Annotated in this window: 39 protein-coding genes and 1 tRNA gene; 37 read left to right on the top strand and 3 right to left on the bottom strand. The window is 24.9% G+C overall.

Features of this window, described 5'->3' with window-relative positions:
- Positions 1–2: 2 nt before the first annotated feature.
- Positions 3–998 (top strand): tryptophan--tRNA ligase, encoded by a 996-nt coding sequence (trpS, locus tag AB4W60_RS02415; RefSeq protein WP_367676112.1) that lies wholly within the window; start codon positions 3–5, stop codon positions 996–998.
- Here trpS and tsgA read toward each other — a convergent pair.
- Positions 995–2,167, bottom strand: a complete 1,173-nt coding sequence (tsgA, locus tag AB4W60_RS02410; RefSeq protein WP_367676111.1) for an MFS transporter TsgA — start codon at positions 2,165–2,167, stop codon at positions 995–997. The two genes, trpS and tsgA, sit on opposite strands and share 4 nt — an antisense overlap.
- Positions 2,168–2,497: 330 nt before the next feature.
- Between tsgA and fkpA the strand changes: the two genes are divergently transcribed.
- The 33 genes from fkpA to rplQ all read left to right on the top strand — a co-directional run bounded on the left by fkpA (position 2,498) and on the right by rplQ (position 22,943).
- On the top strand, positions 2,498–3,226 hold the full coding sequence (fkpA, locus tag AB4W60_RS02405) for an FKBP-type peptidyl-prolyl cis-trans isomerase (protein WP_367676110.1): 729 nt from the start codon (positions 2,498–2,500) through the stop codon (positions 3,224–3,226).
- A gap of 1,175 nt (positions 3,227–4,401) precedes the next feature.
- On the top strand, positions 4,402–4,776 hold the full coding sequence (gene rpsL, locus AB4W60_RS02400) for a 30S ribosomal protein S12 (RefSeq protein ID WP_343183014.1): 375 nt from the start codon (positions 4,402–4,404) through the stop codon (positions 4,774–4,776).
- A gap of 53 nt (positions 4,777–4,829) precedes the next feature.
- A complete protein-coding gene (gene rpsG / locus AB4W60_RS02395) occupies positions 4,830–5,300 on the top strand; it encodes a 30S ribosomal protein S7 (RefSeq protein ID WP_343188583.1) in 471 nt (156 codons plus the stop codon).
- 121 nt (positions 5,301–5,421) lie between these two features.
- Entirely contained in the window at positions 5,422–7,530 is a 2,109-nt protein-coding gene (gene fusA / locus AB4W60_RS02390; RefSeq protein WP_343188582.1) for an elongation factor G, read from the top strand.
- Between the two features lie 67 nt (positions 7,531–7,597).
- A complete protein-coding gene (tuf, locus tag AB4W60_RS02385) occupies positions 7,598–8,782 on the top strand; it encodes an elongation factor Tu (protein WP_343188581.1) in 1,185 nt (394 codons plus the stop codon).
- A 494-nt stretch (positions 8,783–9,276) separates the two neighbouring features.
- Positions 9,277–9,588 (top strand): 30S ribosomal protein S10, encoded by a 312-nt coding sequence (gene rpsJ / locus AB4W60_RS02380; RefSeq protein WP_343183010.1) that lies wholly within the window; start codon positions 9,277–9,279, stop codon positions 9,586–9,588.
- A gap of 44 nt (positions 9,589–9,632) precedes the next feature.
- Positions 9,633–10,283, top strand: a complete 651-nt coding sequence (rplC, locus tag AB4W60_RS02375) for a 50S ribosomal protein L3 (protein WP_367676109.1) — start codon at positions 9,633–9,635, stop codon at positions 10,281–10,283.
- Positions 10,274–10,879, top strand: coding sequence for a 50S ribosomal protein L4 (rplD, locus tag AB4W60_RS02370; protein WP_367676108.1), 606 nt, complete (start codon positions 10,274–10,276; stop codon positions 10,877–10,879). Before rplC ends, rplD begins: the two co-directional genes overlap by 10 nt.
- Positions 10,876–11,175, top strand: a complete 300-nt coding sequence (gene rplW / locus AB4W60_RS02365; RefSeq protein ID WP_343188578.1) for a 50S ribosomal protein L23 — start codon at positions 10,876–10,878, stop codon at positions 11,173–11,175. Before rplD ends, rplW begins: the two co-directional genes overlap by 4 nt.
- A 24-nt stretch (positions 11,176–11,199) precedes the next feature.
- Entirely contained in the window at positions 11,200–12,024 is an 825-nt protein-coding gene (gene rplB / locus AB4W60_RS02360) for a 50S ribosomal protein L2 (RefSeq protein WP_367676107.1), read from the top strand.
- Between the two features lie 21 nt (positions 12,025–12,045).
- Positions 12,046–12,330, top strand: coding sequence for a 30S ribosomal protein S19 (gene rpsS / locus AB4W60_RS02355; RefSeq protein WP_367676106.1), 285 nt, complete (start codon positions 12,046–12,048; stop codon positions 12,328–12,330).
- 9 nt (positions 12,331–12,339) lie between these two features.
- Complete coding sequence (gene rplV, locus AB4W60_RS02350) at positions 12,340–12,672, top strand: 50S ribosomal protein L22 (RefSeq protein WP_343188575.1); 333 nt, start codon at positions 12,340–12,342, stop codon at positions 12,670–12,672.
- A 22-nt stretch (positions 12,673–12,694) separates the two neighbouring features.
- The gene (rpsC, locus tag AB4W60_RS02345; protein WP_343188574.1) at positions 12,695–13,420 is read left to right on the top strand and encodes a 30S ribosomal protein S3; all 726 of its coding nucleotides are present in this window, start codon (positions 12,695–12,697) and stop codon (positions 13,418–13,420) included.
- A 1-nt stretch (position 13,421) separates the two neighbouring features.
- Complete coding sequence (gene rplP / locus AB4W60_RS02340) at positions 13,422–13,826, top strand: 50S ribosomal protein L16 (protein ID WP_367676105.1); 405 nt, start codon at positions 13,422–13,424, stop codon at positions 13,824–13,826.
- Between the two features lie 6 nt (positions 13,827–13,832).
- Positions 13,833–14,036 carry a 50S ribosomal protein L29 gene (gene rpmC, locus AB4W60_RS02335; RefSeq protein ID WP_343188572.1) on the top strand — a complete coding sequence of 68 codons (204 nt, stop codon included), beginning with the start codon at positions 13,833–13,835 and terminating at the stop codon, positions 14,034–14,036.
- On the top strand, positions 14,023–14,277 hold the full coding sequence (rpsQ, locus tag AB4W60_RS02330) for a 30S ribosomal protein S17 (protein ID WP_343183000.1): 255 nt from the start codon (positions 14,023–14,025) through the stop codon (positions 14,275–14,277). The genes rpmC and rpsQ overlap by 14 nt, the downstream gene beginning before the upstream one ends.
- 103 nt (positions 14,278–14,380) lie before the next feature.
- A complete protein-coding gene (gene rplN, locus AB4W60_RS02325) occupies positions 14,381–14,752 on the top strand; it encodes a 50S ribosomal protein L14 (RefSeq protein WP_343188571.1) in 372 nt (123 codons plus the stop codon).
- A 17-nt stretch (positions 14,753–14,769) separates the two neighbouring features.
- On the top strand, positions 14,770–15,084 hold the full coding sequence (gene rplX, locus AB4W60_RS02320) for a 50S ribosomal protein L24 (protein WP_343188570.1): 315 nt from the start codon (positions 14,770–14,772) through the stop codon (positions 15,082–15,084).
- 15 nt (positions 15,085–15,099) lie between these two features.
- The gene (gene rplE / locus AB4W60_RS02315; RefSeq protein ID WP_343188569.1) at positions 15,100–15,639 is read left to right on the top strand and encodes a 50S ribosomal protein L5; all 540 of its coding nucleotides are present in this window, start codon (positions 15,100–15,102) and stop codon (positions 15,637–15,639) included.
- A gap of 22 nt (positions 15,640–15,661) precedes the next feature.
- Positions 15,662–15,967, top strand: coding sequence for a 30S ribosomal protein S14 (gene rpsN / locus AB4W60_RS02310; protein WP_343188568.1), 306 nt, complete (start codon positions 15,662–15,664; stop codon positions 15,965–15,967).
- A 31-nt stretch (positions 15,968–15,998) separates the two neighbouring features.
- Positions 15,999–16,391 (top strand): 30S ribosomal protein S8, encoded by a 393-nt coding sequence (gene rpsH, locus AB4W60_RS02305; RefSeq protein WP_343188567.1) that lies wholly within the window; start codon positions 15,999–16,001, stop codon positions 16,389–16,391.
- Between the two features lie 11 nt (positions 16,392–16,402).
- Positions 16,403–16,942, top strand: a complete 540-nt coding sequence (gene rplF, locus AB4W60_RS02300; protein ID WP_343188566.1) for a 50S ribosomal protein L6 — start codon at positions 16,403–16,405, stop codon at positions 16,940–16,942.
- 1 nt (position 16,943) lies between these two features.
- Entirely contained in the window at positions 16,944–17,306 is a 363-nt protein-coding gene (gene rplR / locus AB4W60_RS02295; RefSeq protein ID WP_367676104.1) for a 50S ribosomal protein L18, read from the top strand.
- An 11-nt stretch (positions 17,307–17,317) separates the two neighbouring features.
- A complete protein-coding gene (rpsE, locus tag AB4W60_RS02290; RefSeq protein ID WP_343182992.1) occupies positions 17,318–17,839 on the top strand; it encodes a 30S ribosomal protein S5 in 522 nt (173 codons plus the stop codon).
- A complete protein-coding gene (gene rpmD, locus AB4W60_RS02285; RefSeq protein ID WP_343188564.1) occupies positions 17,823–18,008 on the top strand; it encodes a 50S ribosomal protein L30 in 186 nt (61 codons plus the stop codon). The genes rpsE and rpmD overlap by 17 nt, the downstream gene beginning before the upstream one ends.
- A 1-nt stretch (position 18,009) precedes the next feature.
- Positions 18,010–18,444, top strand: a complete 435-nt coding sequence (gene rplO, locus AB4W60_RS02280; protein WP_343188563.1) for a 50S ribosomal protein L15 — start codon at positions 18,010–18,012, stop codon at positions 18,442–18,444.
- A gap of 23 nt (positions 18,445–18,467) precedes the next feature.
- The gene (gene secY, locus AB4W60_RS02275) at positions 18,468–19,808 is read left to right on the top strand and encodes a preprotein translocase subunit SecY (protein WP_367676103.1); all 1,341 of its coding nucleotides are present in this window, start codon (positions 18,468–18,470) and stop codon (positions 19,806–19,808) included.
- A gap of 42 nt (positions 19,809–19,850) precedes the next feature.
- On the top strand, positions 19,851–19,967 hold the full coding sequence (gene rpmJ / locus AB4W60_RS02270) for a 50S ribosomal protein L36 (protein WP_343182988.1): 117 nt from the start codon (positions 19,851–19,853) through the stop codon (positions 19,965–19,967).
- A gap of 120 nt (positions 19,968–20,087) precedes the next feature.
- Positions 20,088–20,444, top strand: coding sequence for a 30S ribosomal protein S13 (rpsM, locus tag AB4W60_RS02265; RefSeq protein WP_343188561.1), 357 nt, complete (start codon positions 20,088–20,090; stop codon positions 20,442–20,444).
- A 28-nt stretch (positions 20,445–20,472) separates the two neighbouring features.
- Positions 20,473–20,865: a 30S ribosomal protein S11 gene (rpsK, locus tag AB4W60_RS02260; protein WP_343188560.1), complete on the top strand. Its 393-nt coding sequence runs from the start codon at positions 20,473–20,475 to the stop codon at positions 20,863–20,865.
- A 35-nt stretch (positions 20,866–20,900) separates the two neighbouring features.
- Positions 20,901–21,521 (top strand): 30S ribosomal protein S4, encoded by a 621-nt coding sequence (gene rpsD, locus AB4W60_RS02255; RefSeq protein ID WP_367676102.1) that lies wholly within the window; start codon positions 20,901–20,903, stop codon positions 21,519–21,521.
- 24 nt (positions 21,522–21,545) lie between these two features.
- Positions 21,546–22,526 (top strand): DNA-directed RNA polymerase subunit alpha, encoded by a 981-nt coding sequence (gene rpoA, locus AB4W60_RS02250; RefSeq protein WP_343188558.1) that lies wholly within the window; start codon positions 21,546–21,548, stop codon positions 22,524–22,526.
- 18 nt (positions 22,527–22,544) lie between these two features.
- Positions 22,545–22,943: a 50S ribosomal protein L17 gene (gene rplQ, locus AB4W60_RS02245; protein WP_367676101.1), complete on the top strand. Its 399-nt coding sequence runs from the start codon at positions 22,545–22,547 to the stop codon at positions 22,941–22,943.
- A gap of 129 nt (positions 22,944–23,072) precedes the next feature.
- Here rplQ and fmt read toward each other — a convergent pair whose 3' ends face one another.
- Both fmt and def read right to left on the bottom strand, forming a co-directional pair.
- A complete protein-coding gene (gene fmt / locus AB4W60_RS02240; RefSeq protein WP_367676100.1) occupies positions 23,073–24,023 on the bottom strand; it encodes a methionyl-tRNA formyltransferase in 951 nt (316 codons plus the stop codon).
- A 34-nt stretch (positions 24,024–24,057) separates the two neighbouring features.
- Complete coding sequence (gene def, locus AB4W60_RS02235; protein WP_367676099.1) at positions 24,058–24,501, bottom strand: peptide deformylase; 444 nt, start codon at positions 24,499–24,501, stop codon at positions 24,058–24,060.
- A gap of 166 nt (positions 24,502–24,667) precedes the next feature.
- Here def and AB4W60_RS02230 point away from each other — a divergent pair, with 166 nt between their 5' ends.
- The 3 genes from AB4W60_RS02230 (at position 24,668) to AB4W60_RS02220 (ending at position 26,372) form a co-directional block, all read left to right on the top strand.
- The gene (locus tag AB4W60_RS02230; protein ID WP_343188554.1) at positions 24,668–25,240 is read left to right on the top strand and encodes a Sua5/YciO/YrdC/YwlC family protein; all 573 of its coding nucleotides are present in this window, start codon (positions 24,668–24,670) and stop codon (positions 25,238–25,240) included.
- Positions 25,233–26,084, top strand: coding sequence for a shikimate dehydrogenase (gene aroE, locus AB4W60_RS02225; RefSeq protein WP_367676098.1), 852 nt, complete (start codon positions 25,233–25,235; stop codon positions 26,082–26,084). The genes AB4W60_RS02230 and aroE overlap by 8 nt, the downstream gene beginning before the upstream one ends.
- A gap of 215 nt (positions 26,085–26,299) precedes the next feature.
- Positions 26,300–26,372: transfer RNA gene (locus AB4W60_RS02220), tRNA-Glu, on the top strand.
- The last annotated feature ends 53 nt before the right edge of the window (positions 26,373–26,425 follow it).

Below are 26,425 nucleotides of genomic sequence, written 5' to 3'. Positions count from 1 at the left end.
ATATGGACTCCTTTAAAAAAACTGTATTTAGTAGTATACAACCTACTAGTCAGTTAACTTTAGGAAATTATATAGGTTCATTATCAAAATGGTCTTCTATGCAAAATAGTTATAATTGTATATATTGTATATCTGATTTGCATTCTATGACTATTAGAAATTATTCTAGCAGTTTACAAAATAGAGTATTTGATACTTTGGCATTATATTTATCTTGCGGAATAGATCCTAATAAAAGCATTATTTTTGTTCAATCTTATGTTAAAGAGCACACTGAACTTCAATGGATATTAAATTGTTATACATATTTTGGTGAACTTATGCGTATGACTCAATTTAAAAATAAATCTATGCAAAATAGTAGTAATATTAATGCTGGTTTATTAAACTATCCTATTTTAATGGCATCTGATATTTTATTATATCAATCTAATATTGTACCTATAGGAGAGGATCAAATACAACATTTAGAATTAGTTTCAAGAATAGCAAAAAGATTCAATAAAATATATGGTAAAGTTTTTACTATTCCTAATTTTTTAATACCTAATTGCGGTTCTAGAATTATGTCTTTACTAAATCCTAATAAAAAAATGTCAAAATCTGATAATAATGTTAATAATGTTATTTTCTTATTAGATGATATAAAAATAATTCATAATAAAATACATAAAGCTGTTACTGATTCGGATTTTCCTCCTAGAATTATATATAATCCAATTATTAAACCTGGAATTTCAAATTTATTAGAAATTTTTTCTTGTATAACAGATAAAGAAATAAATTATTTAGAAAATATTTTTAAAGGCAAGTCTTATTGTTATTTTAAAAAATCACTTATTAATGCAATTACTTCAAAAATAAATAAATTACAAAAGAAATTTTATTTCTATCGCAGAAATGAAAAGTATTTAAAAAAAATAATTAATAGTGGCGCTAATGCAGCTAAAATTATTGCTAAAAAAACCTTAATTAAAGTTTTTAATGCAATTAATTAGTTATTAGTATTTTTTTTTTGATTTTTATACAAAAAGTATATTATATATAAAATAAATACAAACGTATATAATATATTAGAAATACTTAAAGATATGTTGATTCCCTTGATATCTACAATAGGACCCGTAATAATAAAAGTTAATAAAGTACCAAATGTTCCTGATGTTAATATTATATTAATAATTTTAGGGGATGATATTTTAGTTTGCATTGAACCTAATGTTATTATTATAGTATATATAGAGCTTGAGAAAAACCCTAAAGCAGTTATTGCATATTTAAATATTGTTATATTCATAGTTTTTGTAATAATAAAAGTTAATATTGCAGAAATTCCTGTTAATATTATTATAATTTTTTTTAAATCAAAAAATCTAATTATTGCACTAAAACACCACATACCAATCATGTAAAATGTCCAAAAATTGCTTATTAACTTTCCTGCTATACTAATATCTATTTTTAATGATTTAATTGCATATTCTGGAATCCATGAAACAAGACTTAATTGACCTAAAATATATAATAATGCTGATAATGATAATATTATAACTTCTATATTAAATATGTTAATATTTGATGATTTTTTTTTATTAATTTTATTTATTTTAGGAAAATTAATTGTTATTGAAATTAAAAAAATAACTAAATATATAATTTCTATTATTACATATATCCATGACCAGCAAATTTTATTTGATAATAATAAACTTGTAATAAAAGGAAATAAAATTCCCGACATACTAAAAAATGAATCACTTATCAATAATATTGATACTCTTTTTTTTTCATCATATAAATAAGTTATTAAATATGTACTAATTGACATTGTCATTCCGCTAACTATACCTAGTATAAATATACTTAATGAAAATAAAAAAATATTATTAAATTTAATTATTAAAAATAATGATATTATTACTAAAAAAAAACCATATATTATTTGTTTTTTGATAGATATAATTTTTATTAAATAGTTATTAACTAAAATAGAAACTAGTATTCCTGCATTTAGAAAAGTAAATATATTGCTTGTTTTTATAATTGATAAATTAAAATTTTTAGCTATTGTTTCCATAACCATACCTGTGACGACAACTAGAGCTCCTGCTAATGCATAAGAAAAGTAACCAATCCAAGTGAGACCAATACGGTTATAGTTTTTCATTATCTTTCTCTTTTTAATAAATGTTTATTAATTAAGTTTTTAAATTTATCTTAATAAAGATTTTCTTAATTTAAATTATCTTTAATATTTTATTTATAAAAATAAATTTGGTAAAAATCATAATTAGCTATTATTTTTTGTTAAATTGTATTAAAATTTTTTATATTATACTTTTAATATAAAATTTTTTATAATAATTAACATATTTTTTATTAATTTATTTTAAAATAATTATATTTCAATAAATCAATTATATATGAATAGACCAACAATAATTACTTTAATTTGTTAAAATTTTTTACTTGTATAAAATTTTTATCTGGAGAATAGATGAAATTTACATTTTATGTAATTATAATCATATTAATTTATTTAAGAATATTTTGTTTATCATCTTTTGGTGTTAATTTAAAAGATGATAATTTTTATTTAAAAAAAAAATATTTTTCTGATTATTCATTAGGGGTTTTTTTTGGTCGTTATATAAAAAATTTTTTTGAAGATCAAGAAAAAATGGGTATTTTTTTGAATAAAAAAAACTTAATTTTAGGATTAGAAGATTCTATTATTGATAAAGTTAAATTATCTGATTCAGAAATATCGCATTCTTTATTATTATTAGATAATAAACTTAAACAGGCTAATAAAGTTGTTTTAGAGGAAGAATCTAGAGATAATTTTTTTAGAGGCCAAAATTATATAAATAAATTTTGTAAAAAAGAAGGTGTTAAAAAAACTAAAAGCGGTTTAGCTTATTTAATAAAAAAAATAGGAAAAGGAAATTTTGCAATAGATAGTTCAGTAATATATATCAAATATATAGGTACTTTAATAGATAAATCTGTATTTGATAGTTCTTATTATAGAAAAGACTATTCAGCACATTTTTTATTAAAAAACTTAATTAATGGTTTACAAGAAGGTATAAAATTAATTAAAAAAGGAGGTATAATCAAATTAGTCATACCGCCAACTCTTGCTTATGGGAAAAATATATTACCAGGTATTCCAATAAATTCAACATTGATATTTGATGTAGAGTTATTAAATATAAAATAGTATTTTAAAACATTTAGATTATAAAATAAATATCATTAAAAAGAATTTAATAAATTATTTTATATTTTTAAATTTTTGCAATGAAATATAAGTTAATTATTATTGGTTTGCTATATAGTGTTTAAGATTCTAATAGTTCATTATTGTTTTTTAAAGATTTATTTTTTTTATTAATTTATATTTTTTATTATTTTTTGTTTTTTTATTGAATTTTAATATTAGTAAAATTTTTTAGAAATTTTATTCATTTTAATTTAATAAATTAATAAAAAAGTTACATATTAAATTTAAATTTAAACTTAATATATATATTGCATCTTCGATTAAAATATGTATTATTCATAAAAGTTTCTCTGATAAATACTTTAATAATTTATAAAATTTTTAGCTATTATTTTCTAATTTGTTTTATGTCTCAATAGAAAAATAAAGAAAGTATATATTTTATAATGGTATTATTCAATATAAGATCTGATTCATCTTTTTTTATTATGGTAGTATTATTCATTTGATTCAAAAATTATAACTCAAAAAAAATTTTTTTGTAATTGTGTTTTTTTTAAAGTATTAACTTTTTGATAAATTAAAAAATTTAATTTGAAACAAATTTTAAATAAAAAATATTTTAATTATAAAATAAATATATCTTTATAAAATGTTTTTATTTACAAATATTAAATATAAAATTATTGAAAAATATGCATAATTCCAATCATATTATTATTTTTTAATTTTGGAATTTTATGTAAAATATTTTACGAAATCTCTTTCTATTAATGATACTTAACTATTATTTTATTTTGTATGTAAAAAATAATAAATTTATTATTGATATAAGATTATATTATTATTTCTTTAAAAAATATTTTTAAACCAAATCATTTTAAGTTTTTAATTTTTATATTTTAAATAATATTTATAATAAATATGTATTTTATATTATATTTCTAGCAAATTTAAATTAGTTTGTTATAAATTATTTGTTTCTTTAACAATTAAAAACAGATCTTAAATTATTTTGTAATAATATTTATTCATAAAATTATATTATAAGTATATAAATCATTTTTGGTAATCTAAAATTTTTACTTTGCTTATTTTCTATTATAATTTTATTACAATAAAATTAAATTATAAAAATATAAAAATATGATAGATAAAACTAAGGGAATATAATGTCTACAGTTAATCAGTTAGTTCGTAAACCTAGAATCAATAAAGTTTTTAAAAGCAATGTTCCTGCTTTGAATAATTGTCCTCAAAAAAGAGGTGTATGTACCAGAGTATATACAACAACTCCAAAAAAACCCAATTCAGCATTACGTAAAGTTTGTAGAGTTAGATTGACTAATGGTTTTGAAGTTACTGCTTATATTGGGGGTGAAGGACATAATCTTCAAGAACATTCAGTTGTTTTAATTCGTGGTGGTAGAGTAAAAGATTTGCCTGGAGTTAGATATCATGTAATTAGAGGATCATTAGATTGTGCTGGAGTAAAAAATAGAAAAAAATCTAGATCTAAATATGGTGTTAAAAATAAAAAAACATAAATTTAAATTTGAAATTATATTTAATTGAAGCTCTAAATTATAGGAATAAGGGTATGCCTCGTCGTAAAGTTATTGGTAATAGAAAAATATTACCAGATCCTAAATTTGGATCAGAATTGTTAGCTAAGTTTATTAATATATTAATGATTGATGGTAAAAAATCTATAGCTGAAGAAATAGTATATTCTTCATTATTTCAATTATCTAAACTTTCTAAAAAATCTGAAATTGTTGCTTTTGAGATGTCTCTAGATAATGTTAAACCAACAGTTGAAGTAAAATCAAGAAGAGTTGGAGGATCCACATATCAAGTTCCTGTTGAAGTACGTCCAATTAGACGTAATGCTTTGGCTATGAGATGGATTATTAATGCTGCGAGAAAACGTTCTGATAAGTCTATGTCTTTGCGTCTTACTGGTGAATTATTTGACGCTTTAAGCAATAAAGGTGCAGCTGTTAAAAAACGTGAAGAAATTCATAAAATGGCAGAAGCTAATAAGGCTTTCGCTCATTATCGCTGGTAATAAAATATAATTTTGCGAATTTATTAACTATAAAAAGTTTTATAGTTGTTCTACTAGTTATGCTCTTGATAAATAGTTTTTTAATTGTTTTAAATGTTTAATAAATAATAAAAGGAATATAATGGCTAGAACAACACCTATTAATCAATATCGCAATATAGGAATTAGCGCTCATATAGATGCAGGTAAAACTACTACTACTGAAAGAATTTTATTTTATACAGGAATAAATCATAAAATTGGTGAAGTTCATGATGGTACTGCTACTATGGATTGGATGGAACAAGAACAAGAAAGAGGAATTACCATAACTTCCGCTTCAACTACTGCTTTTTGGTCTGGAATGGCTCAACAATTTTTACCTCATAAAATAAATATTATTGATACTCCTGGTCATGTAGATTTTACCATAGAAGTTGAAAGATCTATGAGAGTATTAGATGGTGTAGTGATGATTTATTGTGCTGTTGGAGGAGTTCAACCTCAATCTGAAACTGTATGGCGTCAGGCTAACAAATATAAAGTGCCTAGAATTGCTTTTATTAATAAAATGGATAGAATGGGAGCTGATTTTTTTAAGGTAATAAAACAGATAGAAACAAGATTAATGATTACTCCAGTTCCCTTACAGATACCAATAGGTTCAGAAGAAAAATTTGTAGGTGTTATAGATCTAATTAAAATGAAAGCTATTAATTGGTGTGATAGTGATAAAGGTATTACATTTAATTATACAACAATACCAGATGATATGATTGAAATATCTAAAAAATGGCATAATAATTTAATTGAATATGCAGCAGAAACTAATGAAGAATTAATGGAAAAATATTTAAATACTAATATACTTTCAGAAATAGAAATTAAAGAATCTTTACGTAAAAGATCATTAAATAATGAAATTATTTTAGTTACATGTGGTTCAGCTTTTAAAAATAAAGGAGTTCAAACTTTATTAGATGCTATAGTTGAATATTTACCTTCTCCTTCTGACGTAGAATCTATAAAAGGTACTTTAAAAAATAATAAAGATTCTATTATAATTAGAAAGTCAAGTGATAAAGAGCCATTTTCTGCATTAGCTTTTAAGATAGCAACTGATTCTTTTGTAGGAAATCTAACTTTCTTTAGAGTATATTCTGGAATTGTTAAATCTGGAGATTCTGTAATAAATGCTACTAAATCTCAAAGAGAGCGTTTTGGTAGAATTGTACAAATGCATGCTAATAAAAGAGAAGAAATTAAAGAAGTATATGCTGGAGATATAGCTGCAGCTATAGGATTAAAAAATGTAACAACTGGAGATACTTTGTGCGATCCAAATAATTTAATAATTTTGGAACGTATGGAATTTCCTGAACCTGTAATCTCTATAGCTGTAGAACCTAAAACTAAAATAGATCAAGAAAAAATGGGTTTAGCCTTAGGAAGATTAGCTAAGGAAGATCCTTCTTTTAAAGTTTGGACTGATGAAGAGTCTAATCAGACTATTATAGCCGGAATGGGTGAATTACATCTTGAAATAATTGTTGATCGTATGAAAAGAGAATTTAGTGTAGAAGCTAATATAGGACAACCTCAAGTTGCATATAGAGAAACTATTAGTGTAAATATAAAAGGAATAGAAGGTAAGTATATAAAACAATCAGGTGGACGAGGTCAATATGGTCATGTACTCATTGATTTATTTCCTATTAAAGATAATCAATCTAACTATACTTTTATAAATGATATAAAAGGAGGATCTATTCCCAGCGAGTATATACCTGCTATAGAAAAAGGTATAAAAGAACAGTTAAATTCTGGTCCTTTAGCAGGATATCCTGTAGTTAATTTAGGAGTACGTTTGTATTTTGGTTCTTACCATGATGTTGATTCTTCTGAGCTTGCGTTTAAAATGGCTGCAGCTATAGCTTTTAAAAGTGGTTTTAAAAAAGCAAAACCTATTATTTTAGAACCTATTATGAAAGTAGAAATCGAAACTCCTTCAGATTATATGGGCGAAGTTATAGGTGATTTAAATCGTCGTAGAGGAATTATAGAAGGTATGTTCGATAATTCTTTAGGTAAAATTATTAAAGCTAGAGTTCCTTTGTCTGAAATGTTTGGATATGCTACTGATTTACGTTCTCAAACTCAAGGTAGAGCGTCATATTCCATGGAATTTTTAAAATATTTAGAAGCGCCAAATCATATTTCTAAGATTATTACTGAATCAAGATGTAAATGAATTTTATAATTTTTTATGTTTTTGCAATAATTTTATAAATTATCTAATTTAAAGGATATAATATATTATGTCTAAAGAAAAATTTAATAGATTAAAACCTCATATAAATGTTGGAACAATTGGTCATGTAGATCATGGAAAAACTACTTTAACATCTGCTATTACAACTGTTTTATCAAAAAGATATGGAGGTGCAGCTTTTGCTTTTGATCAGATAGATAATGCTCCTGAAGAAAAATCTAGAGGAATTACTATTAATACTTCTCATGTAGAGTATGATACAGGTAATAGACATTATGCTCATGTTGATTGTCCTGGTCATGCTGATTATATTAAAAATATGATTACAGGTGCTGCACAAATGGATGGTGCTATTTTAGTTGTAGCAGCAACAGATGGTCCTATGCCTCAAACTAGAGAACATATTCTTTTAGGCCGTCAAGTTGGAGTTCCTTTTATTATAGTTTTTTTAAATAAATGCGATATGGTAGATGATGAAGAATTATTAGAATTAGTTGAAATGGAAGTAAGAGATTTATTAACTCAGTATGATTTTCCTGGGGATGAAACTCCTATCATTAGAGGATCTGCTCTAAAAGCCTTGGAAGGAGTTAAAGAATGGGAAGATAAAATTATTGACTTAGCTAATCATTTAGATAATTATATTCCTGAACCTAAACGTGCTATAGATAAACCTTTTTTATTACCTATAGAAGATGTATTTTCTATATCTGGTAGAGGTACGGTAGTTACTGGAAGAGTTGAAAAAGGTGTAATAAAAGTAGGAGAAGAAGTAGAAATAGTTGGTATTAAACCTACTAATAAAACTATTTGTACAGGAGTTGAGATGTTTAGAAAACTCTTAGATGAAGGAAGGGCAGGGGAAAATGTTGGTATTTTATTGCGAGGTGTTAAAAGAGATGATATTGAAAGAGGACAGGTATTAGCTAAACCTGGAACTATTACACCTTATACTAAATTTGAATCTGAAGTTTATGTTTTATCTAAAGAAGAAGGTGGTCGTCACACTCCTTTTTTTAAAGGATATAAACCTCAATTTTATTTTCGTACTACTGATGTTACTGGATCCGTTGAATTACCTGAAGGAATTGAAATGGTAATGCCTGGAGATAATATTAAAATGATTGTAAATTTAATACATCCTATTGCTATGGCAGATGGTTTACGTTTTGCTATAAGAGAAGGTGGTCGTACAGTTGGAGCTGGCGTTGTTATTAAAGTTTTTAGTTAGTATTAAAAAAAATTTTTAAATTATTAAAATTGGTCAATAAAATAGCTATTATTGCTATTTATATGACCAATTGTTTTATTAAAACTCAATGTTTAATTTTATGTATTTAATTTGATAATATTAAATTATTACATAATTTATAAAAATTTAAATGTAAAGTTAATATAAAATTTTGATTTTTATTAACTTAATGTTATTTTTTAATGTAAAATAGTTTAAATATAATTTTCAACCTTTATTATTTTCATAATAAAATTATTTATTTATTTATGTTATTTATGATTCTTTATATATATTATTATATTTTTTATAAAACTTTTTTATTATAAATTTTATTTTAAATATATTATAAAAATATATTTCTAATGAAATAATCTTATTTAAATTTAATTTATAATTTAATTTTATAAATTCAGCCTTTGCTTTCTTAATAGATATTATTATGAAAGTAATATTTTTTTTAGTTAATATAATTTAATTGGAGTTCTGATATTATGCAGAACCAAAGAATTCGTATTCGTCTTAAAGCTTTTGATCATCGATTAATAGATCAGTCTACTACAGAAATAGTCGAAACTGCTAAACGTACAGGAGCTCAAGTCAAAGGCCCTATTCCTCTTCCCACTAGGAAAGAGCGTTTTACTATATTAGTTTCTCCTCATGTTAATAAGGATGCTCGTGATCAATATGAAATTAGAACACATAAAAGACTTATTGATATTGTTGAACCTACTGAAAAAACTGTTGATGCATTAATGAGGTTAGATTTAGCAGCTGGTGTAGATGTCCAGATTAGTTTAGGTTAGTTATTTTTAATATAAGTAATAAAATAACAAGGTATGAAAACAAAATGATTGGTTTAGTTGGTAAAAAAATCGGTATGACTCGTATGTTTACTAAAGAAGGTAATTCTATTCCAATAACAGTAATTGAAGTTACAGAGAATCGTATTACTCAAATAAAACGCTTAGAAACAGATAATTATTGTGCTATTCAAGTAACAACTGGAACATGTAAACCTGGTTCTTTAAATAAATCTATTTCTGGGCATTTTATTAAATCTAATGTAATTGCAGGTAGAGGATTGTGGGAATTTAGAATTTCTAATAGTAAAAAGTTTATTTTAGGACAAGTTATTAATTTAAAAAATTTTGTTAACTTTAAGAAAGTTGATGTAACTGGTACTTCTAAAGGTAAAGGTTTTGCTGGTACTGTAAAACGTTGGAATTTTCATACTCAAGATGCCACTCATGGAAATTCTTTATCTCATAGAGTTCCAGGATCTATAGGTCAAAATCAAACTCCTGGCAGAGTTTTTAAAGGTAAAAAAATGGCTGGTCACTTAGGTAATGTTCGTGTAACAGTACAAAATTTGAAAATTGTAAAAATTGATCTAACAAATAATTTAATTCTTATAAAAGGTGCTGTTCCTGGATTTTCTGGTTCTAATGTCATTATTAAACCTGCTATTAAAGATATAAGAGGTGTTTTATGGAATTAGAATTATATGATTCTAAAGAATTAATACATATTTCTTCTGATATTTTTACTTATGAATATAATAAATCATTGATACATCAAATAACAGTTGCGTATCGAGCTAAATCTAGACAGGGTAGTAAAGCTCAAAAAAATCGTGCTGAAGTGAAAGGATCAGGAAGAAAACCCTGGAGGCAAAAAGGTACTGGAAGAGCTCGTGCAGGATCTTTTAGTAGTCCTATATGGCGTTCTGGAGGGGTTACTTTTGCTGCTAAACCTAGAGATTATAGTCAAAAAGTTAATAAAAAAATGTATAAAGGTTCTTTAAAAAGTATCTTTTCTGAATTACTTCGTAAAAATAGATTATTAATTTTTAACTCTTTTAAAATAGATTATCCTAAAACAAAATTATTATTAGAAAAGGTAAAAAAAATATCTTTTAATAGAATTTTAATAATTACTTATAAATATGATAGGAATATATTTCTTGCTTCTCGTAATTTATATAATATAAACATATGTCAAGTAAATTCAATTAATCCATTGATGTTAATTTCTTGCAAAAAAATTATTATTACTGTTGAGGCATTGAGAAGCTTAGAGGAGATTTTGGAATGATTTATGAAGAACTATTATTAAAAGTATTAAAAGGTGCTCATATATCTGAAAAAACATCTACAATTAAAGATAATTCAAACACTTTTGTACTAAAAGTAAATAAAAATTCAACAAAAGTTCAAATAAAACATGCAATTAAAAAGATATTTGATGTAGATGTAAAAAATGTAAATACTATTTTATCTAAAGGAAAAATAAAAAAACAAGGTAATCGTAATATAAAAAAAAGTAATTGGAAAAAAGCTTATGTTACTTTAAAAATTGGTCAAAATTTAGATTTTATTGGTAATTCTTGATAGTAAAATTACAGGAATTTAATAATGGCAATTGTAAAATGTAAACCTACTTCTCCTGGTCGTAGACATTTAGTTAAATTAGTTAATAAAAATCTTTATAAAGGAAAACCTATTTCTTATCTTTTACAAAAATGCAATAAAACTGGTGGTAGAAATAATAATGGTCGTATTACTACTAGACATATTGGTGGTGGTCATAAAAAAAAATATAGAATTATAGATTTTAAACGTTGTAAGGATAATATTAGTGCTATTGTAGAGAGATTAGAATATGATCCTAATAGATCTTCTAATATAGCTTTATTATTGTATAAAGATGGATCACGTAGTTATATTCTTGCTCCTAAAAATATAAAAATAGGATCTCAAATTTTATCTGGTATAAATTCTCCAATTAAAATAGGTAATTCTTTGCCTATAAAATTTATTCCAGTTGGTACAATAGTCCATAATGTTGAAATGAAGCCTGGTAAAGGCGGTCAAATTGCTCGTTCTGCTGGTAGTAGTGTTCAAATTATTGCATGCGATAATTTTTATGCAACTGTTAGATTGCGTTCTGGAGAAATGAGAAAGATTCTATCTAATTGTAGAGCTACAATAGGAGAAGTTGGTAATTCCAAACATATGTTAAGAGTTCTAGGTAAAGCGGGCTCTTCTAGATGGAGGGGTATTCGTCCTACGGTTCGTGGAACAGCTATGAATCCAGTAGATCATCCTCATGGTGGTGGAGAAGGTAGAAATTTTGGGAAACATCCAGTAACTCCATGGGGCTTACAGACAAAAGGTAAAAAAACTCGTAATAATAAGAGAACTGAAAAATTTATCTTGCGTCATCGTAATGTAAAATAATTTTATTAAGGATATCAAAATATGCCTCGTTCTCTTAAAAAAGGTCCTTTTATTGATGTTAGTTTATTTAATAAAGTTTTAAAATCTATAAAAAATAGAGATAAAAAACCTATTAAAACATGGTCTCGTAGATCAACTATATTTCCTAATATGGTAGGTTTGAATATATTAGTTCATAATGGTCGTCATCATATACCAATATTTATTACTGATGAAATGGTTGGTCATAAATTAGGTGAATTTGCAACTACACGCACATATAAAGGTCATGTTTCTGATAAAAAAGTAAAAAAAATTGTAAGGTAAAAATTGAATATGGAAACTTTTGCTCAACATTGTAGAGCACGTTCGTCTGCTCAAAAAGTTAGATTAGTAGCTAATTTAATTAAAGGAAAAAAAGCATTACGTGCATTAGATATTTTGACTTATACAAATAAAAAAGCATCAAAATTTGTAAAAAAAGTTTTAGAATCTGCTATAGCTAATGCTGAACATAATTATGGTATAGATGCAGACTTATTAAAAATATCAAAAATTTTAATAGATGAAGGTCCTGTTATGAAACGTACAATGCCAAGAGCTAAAGGTAGATCAGATCGTATTTTAAAACGCACTAGTCATATTACTATATTTGTTTCTAATACGTAATAATTATGGAGAATAAATAATAATGGGTCAAAAAGTTCATCCTAATGGTATGAGACTTGGTATTATCAAATCTTGGAATTCTATTTGGTTTTCTAATAGTAAAGATTTTGCTAATAATTTAGATAGTGATTTTAGAGTTCGTAATTTTTTAATGAAAGAATTGTTTAAAGCATCTATATCTCGTATTATAATTGAAAGACCTTCAAAAAGTATTAAAGTTACTATATATACAGCTAGACCAGGTATTGTTATTGGTAAAAAAGGAGAAGATGTAGAGAAATTAAGAATTAATATTTCTCGTATTACAGGAGTTCCAGCTCAAGTAAATATTTCAGAAATAAGAAAACCTGAATTAGATGCTAAATTAGTTGCTGATAATATTACTTCTCAACTAGAAAGACGTATTATGTTTCGTCGTGCAATGAAGAGAGCTGTACAAAATGCTATGCGTCAAGGAGCAAAAGGAATAAAAGTAGAAATTAGTGGTCGTTTAGGAGGAGCTGAAATAGCTCGTAGAGAATGGTATAGAGAAGGTAGAGTACCTTTGCATACTTTAAGGGCTGATATTGAATATAATTTTTCAGAAGCTCATACTACTTATGGAGTTATAGGAGTTAAAGTTTGGATATTTAAAGGTGAAATATTAGGTGGTATGACTACTGTAAAAGAATCAGAAAAAAAACTTGCTATTAAACCTAAAAAACCTAATCGTAGGCATTATAGGAAATATAGGAAGGAGAATACTTAATATGTTACAACCTAAACAAACTAAATATCGAAAAATGCACAAGGGTCGTAATCGAGGTATTTTTATTAATTCAGAGCTTGTTTTTGGTTCATTTGGTCTTCAAGCTATTACTAGAGGTCGTATTACAGCTCGTCAAATAGAATCAGCAAGACGAGTAATTGCTAGAGCTGTTAAAAGACAAGGTAAAATATGGGTTCGTATATTTCCTGATAAGCCTATAACTCAAAAACCTTTAGAAGTTAGAATGGGAAAAGGAAAGGGTAATGTTGAATATTGGGTTGCCATGGTTAAACCAGGTAAAATATTATACGAAATAGATGGAGTATCTGAAGAAGAATCCAAAGAAGCCTTCAAACTAGCATCCTCTAAATTACCTATTAAAACTATTTTTTTAAAGAAATGGTGATTTATTATGCTACTAAAAGAAATGAGAGAAAGTAAAATTGAAGACTTATTTAAAGAATTAATTAGTTTATTAAGAGAGCAATTTAACTTGAATATACAATTTTCATCTGGTAAATTGCAAAAATTTCATTTATTAAAAAAAGTAAGGCGCAATATTGCAAGAGTTAAGACTATATTAGTTGAAAAAGGCGTTAAAAATGATTGTAAATAAACGTACTTTAAATGGAATAGTTATTAGTAATAAAATGCATAAATCAGCTGTTGTTTCTATTTTACGTTTTATTAAACATCCAATTTATAAAAAATTTGTAAAGAGAACTACTAAAATTCATATTCATGATAAAAATAATGAATGTTCTATTGGTGATAAAATTGAAATTTGTGAATGTCGACCAATTTCTAAAACTAAATCATGGACTTTAGTTCGAATTTTAGAAAAATCAATTTTTTAAAAATATTTTAGAACAAACAAATATTTATTTTTATATTTTAATTGTTTGTTCTATTTATTTTTTATTTTATTTTAACGATTTTAATTTTATTAAGGCTCATTTTATGATTCAAGAACAGACTATTTTATATATAGCTGATAATTCAGGTGCTCGTAAAGCAATGTGTATAAAAGTTTTAGGTGGATCTAGACGTCGCTATGCTAGAATAGGAGATATTATAAAAGTTGCTATTAAAGAAGCTATACCTAGAGGTAAAGTAAAAAAAGGCGATGTACTGAAAGCTGTAATAGTACGTACTAGAAAAGGTATACGTCGTTCTGATGGATCTGTGATACGTTTTGACAGCAATGCTTGTGTAATCTTAAATAATACTAATGAACAACCTATAGGAACTCGTATTTTTGGACCTGTTACAAGAGAATTAAGAATAGAAAAATTTATGAAAATAATTTCCTTGGCTCCTGAAGTAGTTTAAATGTAAAGGTATATATTATGTCATTTAAAATTCGTCGTAATGATAAAGTTATTATTTTAACTGGAAAAGATAAAAAAAAGGTTGGTATTGTTAAGGTTATTTTATCTTCTAAAAAAATTATTGTTGAAGGTATAAATTTAGTTAAAAAGCATCAAAAATCTAATCCTTCACAGAATAAACAAGGTGGAATTTTCATAAAAGAAGCTAGTATAGATATTTCTAATGTTGCAATTTTTAATGATGAATCACAAAAGTCTGATCGTATAGGTTTTAGATTTGAAAACGGTAAAAAAGTTCGTTTTTTTAAATCTAATAATAAAATTATTAAATAATAAAGAGTATTTTTTATGGAAAATCTTTATAGTTATTATAAATCTACAGTAATAAAAAATTTCGTATCTAAATTTAGTTATAGTTCTATTATGCAAGTTCCTACAATTGAAAAAGTAACATTAAATATGGGTGTTGGGTTACCTACAAGTGATAAAAAAGTTTTAGATAAGGCTATGCTTGATTTATCTAAAATTTCGGGTCAAAAACCTATAATTACAAAAGCAAGAAAGTCTATTGCTAGTTTTAAAATACGTCAAGGATATCCTATAGGATGTAAAGTTACTTTAAGAGGAAAAAGAAAATGGGATTTTCTTGATCGTTTAATTAAAATAGCTTTACCTCGTATTAGAGATTTTAGAGGTTTATCTTCTAAATCATTCGATTTATATGGTAATTATAGTATAGGAATACGTGAACAAATTATTTTTCCTGAGATAGATTATGATAAAATAGATCGTATTCGTGGTATGAATATTACTATTACTACTACTACTAATTCATATAAAGAATCTTATACATTGTTAAAAGAATTTGGTTTTCCTTTTCGTAATTAAAATTTTAGGAGTAAATTATTATATGGCAAAACAGTCTATGAAATCACGTGAAATAAAACGTGTAAAATTATCTAATAAATTTTTTAATAAACGTATGAAATTAAAATCTATAATTTTAGATATTAATAAAACAAAAGAGATAAGGTGGAACGCAGTTTTACAATTGCAAAAACTTCCTAGAGATTCAAGTCCTTCTCGTCAAAGAAATAGATGTAGACAAACAGGTAGACCTCATGCTTTTTTAAGAAAATTTGGATTAAGTAGATTGAAAGTTAGAGAGGCTGCAATGAAAGGAGAAATACCAGGATTAAAAAAAGCTAGCTGGTAATCATTTTTTAATTATATAGAGGTAATATTTTATGAGTATGCAAGATCCTATATCTGATATGCTAACACGTATTCGAAATGCTCAATTTGCTAATAAAATTTCAGTTATCATACCTTTTTCTAGATTTAAACTAGCTATTAGCATTTTGTTGAAAACAGAAGGTTATATTGAAAATTACGAAATATCCAGTGAAAAGAAACCATCAATTCAAATATATTTAAAATATTTTAATGATAAACCTGTTATAGAAAATATTAATCGTGTAAGTTGTCCTAGTTTACGTGTTTATAGAAATAAACATAAATTACCTAAAGTATTAGAAGGCTTGGGTATAGCAGTAATTTCTACTTCTAGAGGTGTTATGACTGATAGAGAAGCTAGAAAACAAGGTATTGGCGGTGAAGTTGTTTGTTATATTTCTTAATAGGAGAAAAAATGTCTCGTGTTGCTAAATTACCTATTTTTATTCCTACTGATATAGAAATAAAAATAAATAAACAATTAGTACTTATTAAAAGTAAAAGTGAAGAATTAAAGTATAAATTACATAAATCAGTTAAAATTGTTTATAATAATAACATATTATCTTTTAGCACTAATTTAGGTTATGATAATTTTTGGTCTCATGTAGGAACTGCTCGTTCTATAATAAATTCTATGATTGTAGGCATTAAAGTTAATTTTGAAAAAAAATTATTTTTATCTGGTGTTGGATATAAGGTATCTTTATCTAATAAAAACAGTTTGCTTACCATGTCTTTAGGTTATTCTCATTCTATAAATTATGAATTACCTGATGGTGTATTTGCTAATGTTCCTTCTCAAACTGAAATTGTATTAAAAAGTTCTAATAAACAATTATTAGGCCAAGTAGCTGCTAATTTACGTTCTTATCGTATTCCTGAATCTTATAAAGGTAAAGGTATTCGTTATTCAGATGAATTTATACGTATTAAAGAGGCTAAAAAAAAGTAAAATGAAATTTAGAAGTAAAAAATGTTATCGTTTACATAGAGCTATGAAAACAAAAAGTAAGTTAAAAAAATTGCATTCTGTACGTTTAGTAGTTCATCGTACTTCACGTCACATTTATGCTCAAATAATTTCTTCTAATAATTCTGATGTGCTAGTTTCTGCATCTACTTTAGAAAAAGATATTTCTAATCTTATTAAATATACTGGAAATAAAGATGCTGCATCTATTATTGGAAAATATATTGCATTACGTGCATTAGAAAAAGGAATAAACAAGGTTTCTTTTGATCGTTCTGGTTTTAAATATCATGGTAGAATTTTAGCTTTAGCACAAACTGCAAGAGATTTTGGTCTCAATTTTTAAGGTATTTTAATATGGCAAATATAGAAAAACAATTTAATGATTTAAAAGAAAAATTAATTTCTGTTAATCGTGTTTCTAAGACAGTTAAAGGAGGTCGTGTTTTTTCTTTTACTGCTTTAACAGTAGTAGGTAATGGTCATGGTAAAATCGGTTTTGGTTATGGTAAAGCACGTGAAGTTCCAGCTGCTATACAAAAAGCTATGGAGAAAGCGCGGAAACATATGATAAATATTCCTTTAAAGAATGGTACTTTGCAACATGAAATCAAAGGTTCTTATACAGGATCTAATATTTTTATGAAACCTGCTTCAAAAGGTACCGGAATTATTGCAGGTGGAGCTATGCGTGCTGTCTTAGAAGTTTCCGGTATACATAATGTTTTAGCAAAAACTTATGGTTCAACTAATCCTATTAATGTAGTTAGAGCTACTATGAAAGGATTAAGTTGTATGATGTCACCAAAAATGATAGCAGAAAAACGTAATAAATCTATTGAAGATATAATGGATAATATAGATGAAAAAAAGAATTAAATTAACACAAATAAAAAGTTCGATAGGACGTATTCCTAAGCATAAACTTACTTTAATAGGTTTAGGTTTACGTCATATAGGACATGTTGTATATTTAAAAGATACTCCTTCTATACGTGGTATGATAAATTCTGTGAGTTATATGTTAACAGTTGAGGAATGTAAATAAAATGTATTTAAATACTTTATCTCCAACTCCTGGTTCTAAAAAAAAAATTAAAAGGGTTGGTAGAGGTATTGCTTCTGGTTTTGGTAAAACTTCTGGTAGAGGTCATAAAGGTCAAAAATCTAGAACTGGAGGTAAAGTTCGTATAGGTTTTGAAGGAGGCCAGATGCCTATTTATCGTAGAGTTCCTAAATTTGGTTTTAAATCTAAGAAAAATAAATTTAGAACAGAAGTTAAACTCTCTACTTTAGAAAATTTTTTTAAAAAAATCATCGATTTAAATTTCTTAAAAGAACATAGTATCGTAAGTCGTAAAATTAAATATGTAAAAATAATTTTTGATAAAAAAATTATGACACAATTAACTATTGTTGGTATAAATGTTACTAAAGGAGCTCGTTCAGCTATTGAATTGGCTGGTGGAAATATAAAAAATTAAATAGAGGAATAGTTATAAAAATAATGTCTATTAAAAAAAATACATCAGGTATTCATGGTTCTAATAATAATTTTAGCGAATTAAAACATAGATTATTTTTTGTTGTTATTGCTTTAGTTATTTTTCGCATTGGTTCTTTTATTCCAATTCCTGGAATTAATACTAATTTACTATCAAGAATACTAGATCGTCAACATGGCACTATTATTGAAATGTTTAATATATTTTCAGGTGGAGCTTTGAATAGAGCATCTATTTTTTCTTTAGGTATTATGCCTTATATTTCTGCTTCAATTATTATACAGTTACTAACATTAATTAATCCATTTTTATCAGAATTAAAAAAAGAAGGAGAAATTGGACGTGTAAAAATAAATCAATATACTAGATATATTACAATAATTTTAGCTATATCACAATCTATAGGAATATCTATAAGTTTACCTCATATGCCTGGAATGAATAACTTAGTTATTGATCCTGGATTTTGTTTTTATTTTACTTCTGTTATTAGTTTAGTGACAGGTACAGTTTTTCTAATGTGGTTAGGAGAACTAATTACTGAAAAAGGACTAGGAAATGGAATATCAATTATTATTTTTACCGGAATTATTGCAGGTCTTCCTTCCTCTATACTTAATACTATAGAAGAAACAAGAATTGGTAATTTACATATTTACATTTTAATCTTAGTTATAATAATAATATTTTGCGTAACTTTTTTTGTTGTTTTTTTTGAAAAAGGTCAAAGAAAAATTATAGTTAATTATGCAAGACGTCAACAAGGATATAGATTTTATGCTATACAACAAAGTACACATTTACCATTAAAAATAAATATGTCTGGAGTTATTCCTGCTATATTTGCTTCAAGTTTAATTTTGTTTCCTGCAACTATAGTTTCTTGGTTTGGTGGATTATTAAATCATTCAAATTGGATTTTTATAATTTCATCATATTTGCAACCTAGTAAACCTTTATATATTATTTTATATTCTATTTTTATTATATTTTTTTGTTTTTTTTATACTGGTTTGGTATTTAATCCTAAAGAAACTGCTGATAATTTAAAAAAATCAGGTGCTTTTTTAACAGGTATTAGGCCCGGGGAACAGACTGCTAAATATATTGAAAAGATTATGTTAAAGTTAACATTTATTGGTTCTATTTATATTACATTTATCTGTTTAGTTCCTGAATTATTACGTAATTTAATTAATGTTTCATTTCATTTTGGAGGTACTTCTTTATTAATTGTTGTTGTTGTAATTATGGACTTTATTGCTCAAATACAAACAATAATAATGTCAAATCAATATTCTTCTGTTTTAAAAAAATCAAATTTAAATTTAAATAAAATTTAAGTTTTTACATGTTATATATGTATTTGGGGTATATATAAAAAAATGAAAGTAAGAGCATCTGTAAAGAAATTATGCCGTAATTGTAAAATTTTACGTCGTAATAATGTTGTTCGTGTAATTTGTAGTTCTGATTTGAAGCATAAACAACGTCAAGGATAATAATATTATATTAAATAAAGAGATTAATTAATCTATAAATTTTATGATTTTAGTCATTTTTATTTTGTATTAAATATTTTAATGAAATTTAATTGTAATAAATTATCAGGAGTTTATTTTATGGCACGTATTGCAGGTATAAATATTCCCGATAATAAGCATACTATTATTGCATTGACCTCAATATATGGAATTGGAAAAAATCTTTCCAAAAAAATTTGCTTAAAGTCCGGAATATCTAAAGATGTTAAAATAATTAATTTATCTGAAATTCAGATAGAAAAATTAAGAGAAATAATTTCTAAAATAATTGTTGAAGGAGATTTAAGAAGAGAGGTTAATTTAAATATAAAAAGATTAATTGATTTAGGATGTTATCGTGGATTACGTCATAGAAGAAGTTTACCTGTAAGAGGTCAACGTACTAAAACTAATGCTCGTACTTGTAAAGGTCCACGTAAACCTATAAAAAAATAAAATTTCATAATAAATGGCTAAAATTATAATGACTAAAAAAAAATCTATTAGCATTAAAAAACGTATAAAAAAACAAATAACAGATGGTGTAGCTCATATTCATGCATCTTTTAATAATACAATTGTAACTATAACTGATAGACAAGGTAATTCTTTGGGGTGGGCTACTTCAGGAGGATCTGGTTTTAGAGGTTCGCGTAAGTCTACTCCATTTGCAGCTCAAATAGCTGCTGAGAGGTGTGCTAATATTGTAAAAGATTACGGTATTAAAAATTTAGAAGTTATGGTTAAAGGTCCGGGTCCAGGAAGAGAATCTACTATTAGAGCTTTAAATGCTGCAGGTTTTCGTATTACTAATATTACGGATGTTACGCCTATTCCTCATAATGGTTGTAGACCACCTAAAAAACGTCGCGTATAAAATTTTATTAATTTTTTAATGAGAAGTTATTTAAAATGGCTAAATATTTGGGACCAAAATTAAGACTAAGTCGTAGAGAAGGTACTGATTTATTTTTAAAATCAGGTTTTAGATCTATTGAATCTAAATGCAAAATTGCAAATTTACCAGGTCAACATGGTAATAAAAAACCTAGATTATCTGATTACGGAATACAATTAAGAGAAAAACAAAAATTACGTCGTTTATATGGTATTTTGGAAAGACAATTTCATAATTATTATAAAAAAGCTTCTAGTTTAAAAGGTAATACTGGAGAAAATTTACTTTTTTTATTAGAAAAAAGATTAGATAATGTTGTTTATAGAATGGGTTTTGGTGCAACTAGATCTGAATCTAGACAATTGGTTAGTCATAAATCTATTTTAGTTAATGGTAATATTGTTAATATACCTTCATTTCAAGTTTCATGTAATGATATAATTAGTATTAGTACAAAATCTAAGAATCAAAATCGTATTAAAGCAGCTTTAGAATTATTTGAACAGAGACAAAAACCTATTTGGTTAGAAGTAAATTCTGTAAAAATGGAAGGTATATTTAAACGTATTCCTGAACGTGCAGATATTTCTGCAGAAATTAATGAACATTTAATTATTGAATTATATTCAAGATAAATATTTCATAAAGAAGAGTATATAATGTATATTTCAGTTACAGAATTTCTTAAACCAAAATTAGTTGATATTGAACAGTTTAGTTCTACTCATGCTAAAGTTATTTTAGAACCATTAGAAAGAGGTTTAGGTCATACTTTAGGTAATGCTTTACGTCGTATATTACTTTCTTCAATGCCTGGTTTTGCAGTTACTGAAGTAGAAATTGATGGTATATTACATGAATACAGTACTAAAGAAGGAATTAAAGAAGATATTTTAGAAATACTTCTAAATTTAAAAAAATTAGCAATTAAGCTATATGGTAAAAATGATGTTATTCTTACTTTACATAAATCTGGATCTGGTCCTGTTTTAGCATCAGATATACAACATGATGGTAGTGTTGAAATTATCAATCCTAATCATTTAATTTGTAATATTACCTATGATAATACATCTATATCTATGAGGATAAAAGTAGAACGTGGTAGAGGCTATGTCCCTGCATCATCTAGAATAAATATAGATAGACCTATAGGAATATTATTGTTAGATGCTTGTTATAGTCCTATTCATAGGATATCATATAATGTTGAAGCAGCTAGAGTAGAACAAAGAACTGATTTAGATAAGTTAATAATTGAAATAGAAACTAATGGTACAATTGATCCTGAAGAAGCTATTAGATGTTCTGCTACAATTTTATCAGAACAACTTGAAGCTTTTGTAGATTTAAGAGATGTTAGTCAACCAGAAATTAAAGATGATAAACCAGAATTTGATCCTATACTTCTTCGTCCTGTAGATGATTTAGAACTTACAGTAAGATCTGCTAATTGTCTTAAAGCTGAATCTATTCATTATATTGGAGATTTAGTACAAAAGACCGAAGTAGAATTATTAAAAACTCCTAATTTGGGAAAGAAATCTTTAACAGAAATTAAAGATGTTTTAGCTTCACGTAGTTTATCTTTAGGTATGTATTTAGAAAATTGGCCTCCGTTAAGTATTATAGACGATTAATAAGGATAAATAAGTTTTATGAGACATAATAAAAGTGGTCGTCAATTAAATCGAAATAGGAGTCATTTAAAAGCAATGTTACAGAATATGGCTTGTTCTTTAGTTATTTATGAAAGTATTAAAACTACTCTTGTTAAAGCTAAGGAATTAAGACGTATGATTGAACCATTGATAACTTTGTCTAAAAATGATACAGTATCTAATAGGCGATTAATGTTTTCTTGTATTAAAAATAATATAGTTATAACTAAATTATTTAATGATTTAGGACCTCATTTTCTAAATCGTAAAGGAGGTTATACACGTATATTAAAATGCGGTTTTCGTACTGGTGATAATGCTATGATGGCTTATTTAAGTTTTGTTGACCGTTCATTAGAAAAAATAAATGATAAAAAATCATCTGTTGTGAACTAATAAAATATTATTTTTGAATATAAATTAATTTTACATGTTTGAGGACCGGTATTTGCCGTTCCTCTTAAGATTATTTTTATCAAGTATATTAATTTTTTATTATAAAAATAAAATTAATTCTTTTTTTTTCTATTCTACTAAATTTAGATCTTTTATTAAAAAATTATTATTAGAATTTAAGATATCTTTAATACTTACTGTTTTTTTTCCTGAAAATTGTATTTTTTTAATATTTATGATTCCGTTTCCTGTGCTTATTTGCATTCCATTCTTGTTAATTTCTATTATTTTACCTATTTTATATTTTTTATTTGATTCAATATAGTTTGCTTCCCATACTTTTATTATCTTTTTTTTTACAAAAAAATAACTTGTAGGCCAAGGATTAAAAGCTCTAATCTGCCTTTCTATTTTTTTAGCATTTAATTTCCAATCTATTATTCCATCTTTTTTTTTAATTTTTTTTGTATATGTTGCAAAATTATGATTTTGTTCTCTTAGAGAAAAATTTTTATAAATTAAATTATTAATAACTTTTGTTATGAGTTTTGAGCCTATTTTAGATAGTTTTTTTTCTAGAGTAATACTAGTTTCATTACTTTTTATTTTATATTCAATTGAATCAATTATTTTTCCATGATCTATCTTTTTATCCATTTTTATTACTGTAACTCCTGTATTTATATCTCCGTTTATTATTGCATATTGTATAGGTGATGAACCTCTCCATCTTGGTAACAAAGATGCATGTACGTTTATACATCCCATATTAAATAAATTAATAATAGTTTCTGGTATAATTAGTCCATAAGCTACTACGATCATCATATGTGCATTTTTTTCTTTTATATATTCTATAAATTTATTATTGTTTAATGATTTAGGTTGGTTAATTTCAATATTATTTTTTATAGCAAATTCTTTTACTGGTGAACTTCTTAATTTTTTGCCTCTTCCTGATATTTTATCTGGTCTTGTTATAACGCATACTACTTTATAGTTTGATTCTACTATTTTTTTTAGATGAGTAACCGCAAAATTTGGAGTTCCTGCAAAAATAATTTTTAATGATTTGTTCAATATTTTTTTCCTTTAATATTTATAATCATTTATTTTATAAATAATCAATAAATAATTTTCCTATCAAATGATCAAGTTCATGTTGTATACATACCGACAATAATTTTTCCCCTTCTATAAATATTTTTTTTCCGTTATAATCTAATGCTTTTATTTTTATATATTTATATCTTTTTATAAAAGCTTTTTTGTGAGGTATAGAAAGACATCCTTCTTCTATACTATATCTTCCTCTTTTTTCAATAATTTCTGGATTAATTAGTACTATGTTTTTATATTTTTCTTCTATATTACCAATTACAATAATTTTTAAATTTATATCTATTTGTGTTGCTGCTAATCCTATTCCTTGATTATATAACATTGTTAAAAACATTTTTTGAATTATTTTTTTTATTTTATTATTTATTTTTTTTACAGGTTTAGCAATTTTTCTTAAACGTTTGTCTGGATATTTTATTATTTTAAATAATTGCATATTTATATTTTTTATTTTGTAAAAATATATTTGTGTTGATTTTATTTTTTGTATTTAAATGTATCAAATTTATTATTTTTATTTGCATATGTCAATTATAAAGTTAATGTTTTTTTATTTTTATAAATTATTTAATAAAATTATTAGTTTAAAATAGGTGTTTAAATTGAAAAATAATCATTATTTAACTTGTTTAAATTACTGTTTATATAAATTATATACTGATGAGGTTATTGCATATCCAACAGAATCTGTTTTTGGTTTAGGATGTAATCCTGATAGTAAACAAGCTATATATAAACTATTGAATATTAAAAAACGTGATATAAGTAAAGGTTTTATATTAGTTGCTTCTAATTATGATCAGTTAAAACCCTATATAGAAGAATCTAAAATTTCATTGTTTATTAAACAACGTATGTTATTTTATTGGTCTTTGTATAACATAACTTTTTTATTACCCGCTAAAAGTACTGTTCCATTTTGGATAACTGGTAACTCTTCTTATGTTGCTGTAAGAATTAGTAGTCATATTTCTATTATAAATTTATGTAATTATTTTGGTAAACCCATTATATCTACTAGTGCTAATATTACAGGAAAAAAGTCTTGTACTTCTGAATTAGAGCTAATTAAACAATTTAATTTAAATATTCCTTTATTACCAGGAAAATTAGGATTGAATAATAAAAATTCTAGAATTTTGAATTTAATTAATGGAGAATTAATACGTGATTGATTTCATAAAAAAAAATATAAGATGTAAAGTTTTTGGTAATCCTATAAATCATTCTTTGTCTCCTATGATTCATGGTTTATTTTCTGAACAAACAGGTATAAAATATAATTATTCTAAAAAATTAGTCCCTGTTAACAACTTTAAAGAAATATTGTTAGATTTTTTTTGTAGCAAAAAAAGTAATTACGGATTAAATATAACAGTACCTTTTAAAAATAAAGCATTTTATTTATGTAATAAACTAACAGATAGAGCTCTTGCTTCTGGTTCTGTAAATGTAATACAAAGAATCTCATTTAATTCTAGTGAAATTTTAGGAGATAATACAGATGGAATAGGTTTACTGTATGATTTAAAGAGATTAAATTTTATTAAATCTGATAGTTTAATATTATTGCTTGGCGTTGGAGATACATCTAATAATATTATCATACCTTTATTAAATTTTGGTTGTTCTATTTATGTATTTAATAGAACTGAATTTAAAATTGAGTCTTTTGTTTTAAAATATAAAAAATATGGAAAAATTTTTATTTTTGATCCCAGTTTGAATAATAATTTTGATTTAGTAATTAATGCTACATCTAGTAGTATGAATAATGTAGTTCCTTGTTTTCCTAAAAATATAAAATTTAATCTTAATTCTTGTTGTTATGATGTTTTTTATAGTTCTTATAATACTCCTTTTTTAGATTTTTGTATTGGTTTGGGTATAAAAAAATTTTCTGATGGTCTAGGTATGTTAGTATCTCAAGCAGCTTATTCATTTTATAATTGGTTTGGTTTTTTACCTGATATTAATTCTATTATTAATATTGTCGTTAAAAATATAAAAAATAATTAATTATTAAATATTTTTATTATAAAATGCTTGACTCTATCTTATTACCTTGTAAACATGTAATATTAGTTCAATAAATTTATAAATTTTATTTTATTTAAATATTTTAGTATTATACTTGACATAGTATATATAAAATATTAGAATGATTTTACTTAATAAGTTTTATAAATTTAAAAATATATTCAAATTATTTTTTTGAAAATAATTTTGATCTTGTCCCTTTCGTCTAGAGGTCTAGGACATCGCCCTTTCACGGCGGCAACAGGGGTTCAATTCCCCTAAGGGACATTAATCTTTAACTTTCACTTTTTAAAGTTTTTTAAAACTGAGCTCTTTAACAA

It is taken from the genome of Buchnera aphidicola (Neophyllaphis podocarpi), assembly GCF_964059055.1.
In the GTDB taxonomy this organism is placed as follows: domain Bacteria; phylum Pseudomonadota; class Gammaproteobacteria; order Enterobacterales; family Enterobacteriaceae; genus Buchnera_M; species Buchnera_M aphidicola_A.
Note: the sequence above shows the minus strand (reverse complement) of the source record. Positions and strands in the feature narration are given on the sequence as shown.

Bases quoted from the DNA above. Each gene is read 5' to 3' on its own strand.
- rplW (WP_343188578.1), top strand. From the start codon at position 10,876: ATGATTTATGAAGAACTATTATTAAAAGTATTAAAAGGTGCTCATATA.
- rpmD (WP_343188564.1), top strand. From the start codon at position 17,823: ATGAAAAAAAGAATTAAATTAACACAAATAAAAAGTTCGATAGGACGT.
- rplF (WP_343188566.1), top strand. From the start codon at position 16,403: ATGTCTCGTGTTGCTAAATTACCTATTTTTATTCCTACTGATATAGAA.
- rpsQ (WP_343183000.1), top strand. From the start codon at position 14,023: ATGATTGTAAATAAACGTACTTTAAATGGAATAGTTATTAGTAATAAA.
- rplP (WP_367676105.1), top strand. From the start codon at position 13,422: ATGTTACAACCTAAACAAACTAAATATCGAAAAATGCACAAGGGTCGT.
- rplE (WP_343188569.1), top strand. From the start codon at position 15,100: ATGGAAAATCTTTATAGTTATTATAAATCTACAGTAATAAAAAATTTC.
- tsgA (WP_367676111.1), bottom strand. From the start codon at position 2,167: ATGAAAAACTATAACCGTATTGGTCTCACTTGGATTGGTTACTTTTCT.
- rpsD (WP_367676102.1), top strand. From the start codon at position 20,901: ATGGCTAAATATTTGGGACCAAAATTAAGACTAAGTCGTAGAGAAGGT.
- trpS (WP_367676112.1), top strand. From the start codon at position 3: ATGGACTCCTTTAAAAAAACTGTATTTAGTAGTATACAACCTACTAGT.
- rpsJ (WP_343183010.1), top strand. From the start codon at position 9,277: ATGCAGAACCAAAGAATTCGTATTCGTCTTAAAGCTTTTGATCATCGA.
- rpmJ (WP_343182988.1), top strand. From the start codon at position 19,851: ATGAAAGTAAGAGCATCTGTAAAGAAATTATGCCGTAATTGTAAAATT.
- secY (WP_367676103.1), top strand. From the start codon at position 18,468: ATGTCTATTAAAAAAAATACATCAGGTATTCATGGTTCTAATAATAAT.
- tuf (WP_343188581.1), top strand. From the start codon at position 7,598: ATGTCTAAAGAAAAATTTAATAGATTAAAACCTCATATAAATGTTGGA.
- fusA (WP_343188582.1), top strand. From the start codon at position 5,422: ATGGCTAGAACAACACCTATTAATCAATATCGCAATATAGGAATTAGC.
- rpoA (WP_343188558.1), top strand. From the start codon at position 21,546: ATGTATATTTCAGTTACAGAATTTCTTAAACCAAAATTAGTTGATATT.
- rpsK (WP_343188560.1), top strand. From the start codon at position 20,473: ATGACTAAAAAAAAATCTATTAGCATTAAAAAACGTATAAAAAAACAA.
- rplX (WP_343188570.1), top strand. From the start codon at position 14,770: ATGTCATTTAAAATTCGTCGTAATGATAAAGTTATTATTTTAACTGGA.
- def (WP_367676099.1), bottom strand. From the start codon at position 24,501: ATGCAATTATTTAAAATAATAAAATATCCAGACAAACGTTTAAGAAAA.
- rplC (WP_367676109.1), top strand. From the start codon at position 9,633: ATGATTGGTTTAGTTGGTAAAAAAATCGGTATGACTCGTATGTTTACT.
- rpsN (WP_343188568.1), top strand. From the start codon at position 15,662: ATGGCAAAACAGTCTATGAAATCACGTGAAATAAAACGTGTAAAATTA.
- rpsG (WP_343188583.1), top strand. From the start codon at position 4,830: ATGCCTCGTCGTAAAGTTATTGGTAATAGAAAAATATTACCAGATCCT.
- rpsE (WP_343182992.1), top strand. From the start codon at position 17,318: ATGGCAAATATAGAAAAACAATTTAATGATTTAAAAGAAAAATTAATT.
- rplB (WP_367676107.1), top strand. From the start codon at position 11,200: ATGGCAATTGTAAAATGTAAACCTACTTCTCCTGGTCGTAGACATTTA.
- rpsS (WP_367676106.1), top strand. From the start codon at position 12,046: ATGCCTCGTTCTCTTAAAAAAGGTCCTTTTATTGATGTTAGTTTATTT.
- rpsL (WP_343183014.1), top strand. From the start codon at position 4,402: ATGTCTACAGTTAATCAGTTAGTTCGTAAACCTAGAATCAATAAAGTT.
- rpsM (WP_343188561.1), top strand. From the start codon at position 20,088: ATGGCACGTATTGCAGGTATAAATATTCCCGATAATAAGCATACTATT.
- rplD (WP_367676108.1), top strand. From the start codon at position 10,274: ATGGAATTAGAATTATATGATTCTAAAGAATTAATACATATTTCTTCT.
- rplV (WP_343188575.1), top strand. From the start codon at position 12,340: ATGGAAACTTTTGCTCAACATTGTAGAGCACGTTCGTCTGCTCAAAAA.
- rpmC (WP_343188572.1), top strand. From the start codon at position 13,833: ATGCTACTAAAAGAAATGAGAGAAAGTAAAATTGAAGACTTATTTAAA.
- rplN (WP_343188571.1), top strand. From the start codon at position 14,381: ATGATTCAAGAACAGACTATTTTATATATAGCTGATAATTCAGGTGCT.
- rplQ (WP_367676101.1), top strand. From the start codon at position 22,545: ATGAGACATAATAAAAGTGGTCGTCAATTAAATCGAAATAGGAGTCAT.
- rplO (WP_343188563.1), top strand. From the start codon at position 18,010: ATGTATTTAAATACTTTATCTCCAACTCCTGGTTCTAAAAAAAAAATT.
- rpsC (WP_343188574.1), top strand. From the start codon at position 12,695: ATGGGTCAAAAAGTTCATCCTAATGGTATGAGACTTGGTATTATCAAA.
- rplR (WP_367676104.1), top strand. From the start codon at position 16,944: ATGAAATTTAGAAGTAAAAAATGTTATCGTTTACATAGAGCTATGAAA.
- fkpA (WP_367676110.1), top strand. From the start codon at position 2,498: ATGAAATTTACATTTTATGTAATTATAATCATATTAATTTATTTAAGA.
- rpsH (WP_343188567.1), top strand. From the start codon at position 15,999: ATGAGTATGCAAGATCCTATATCTGATATGCTAACACGTATTCGAAAT.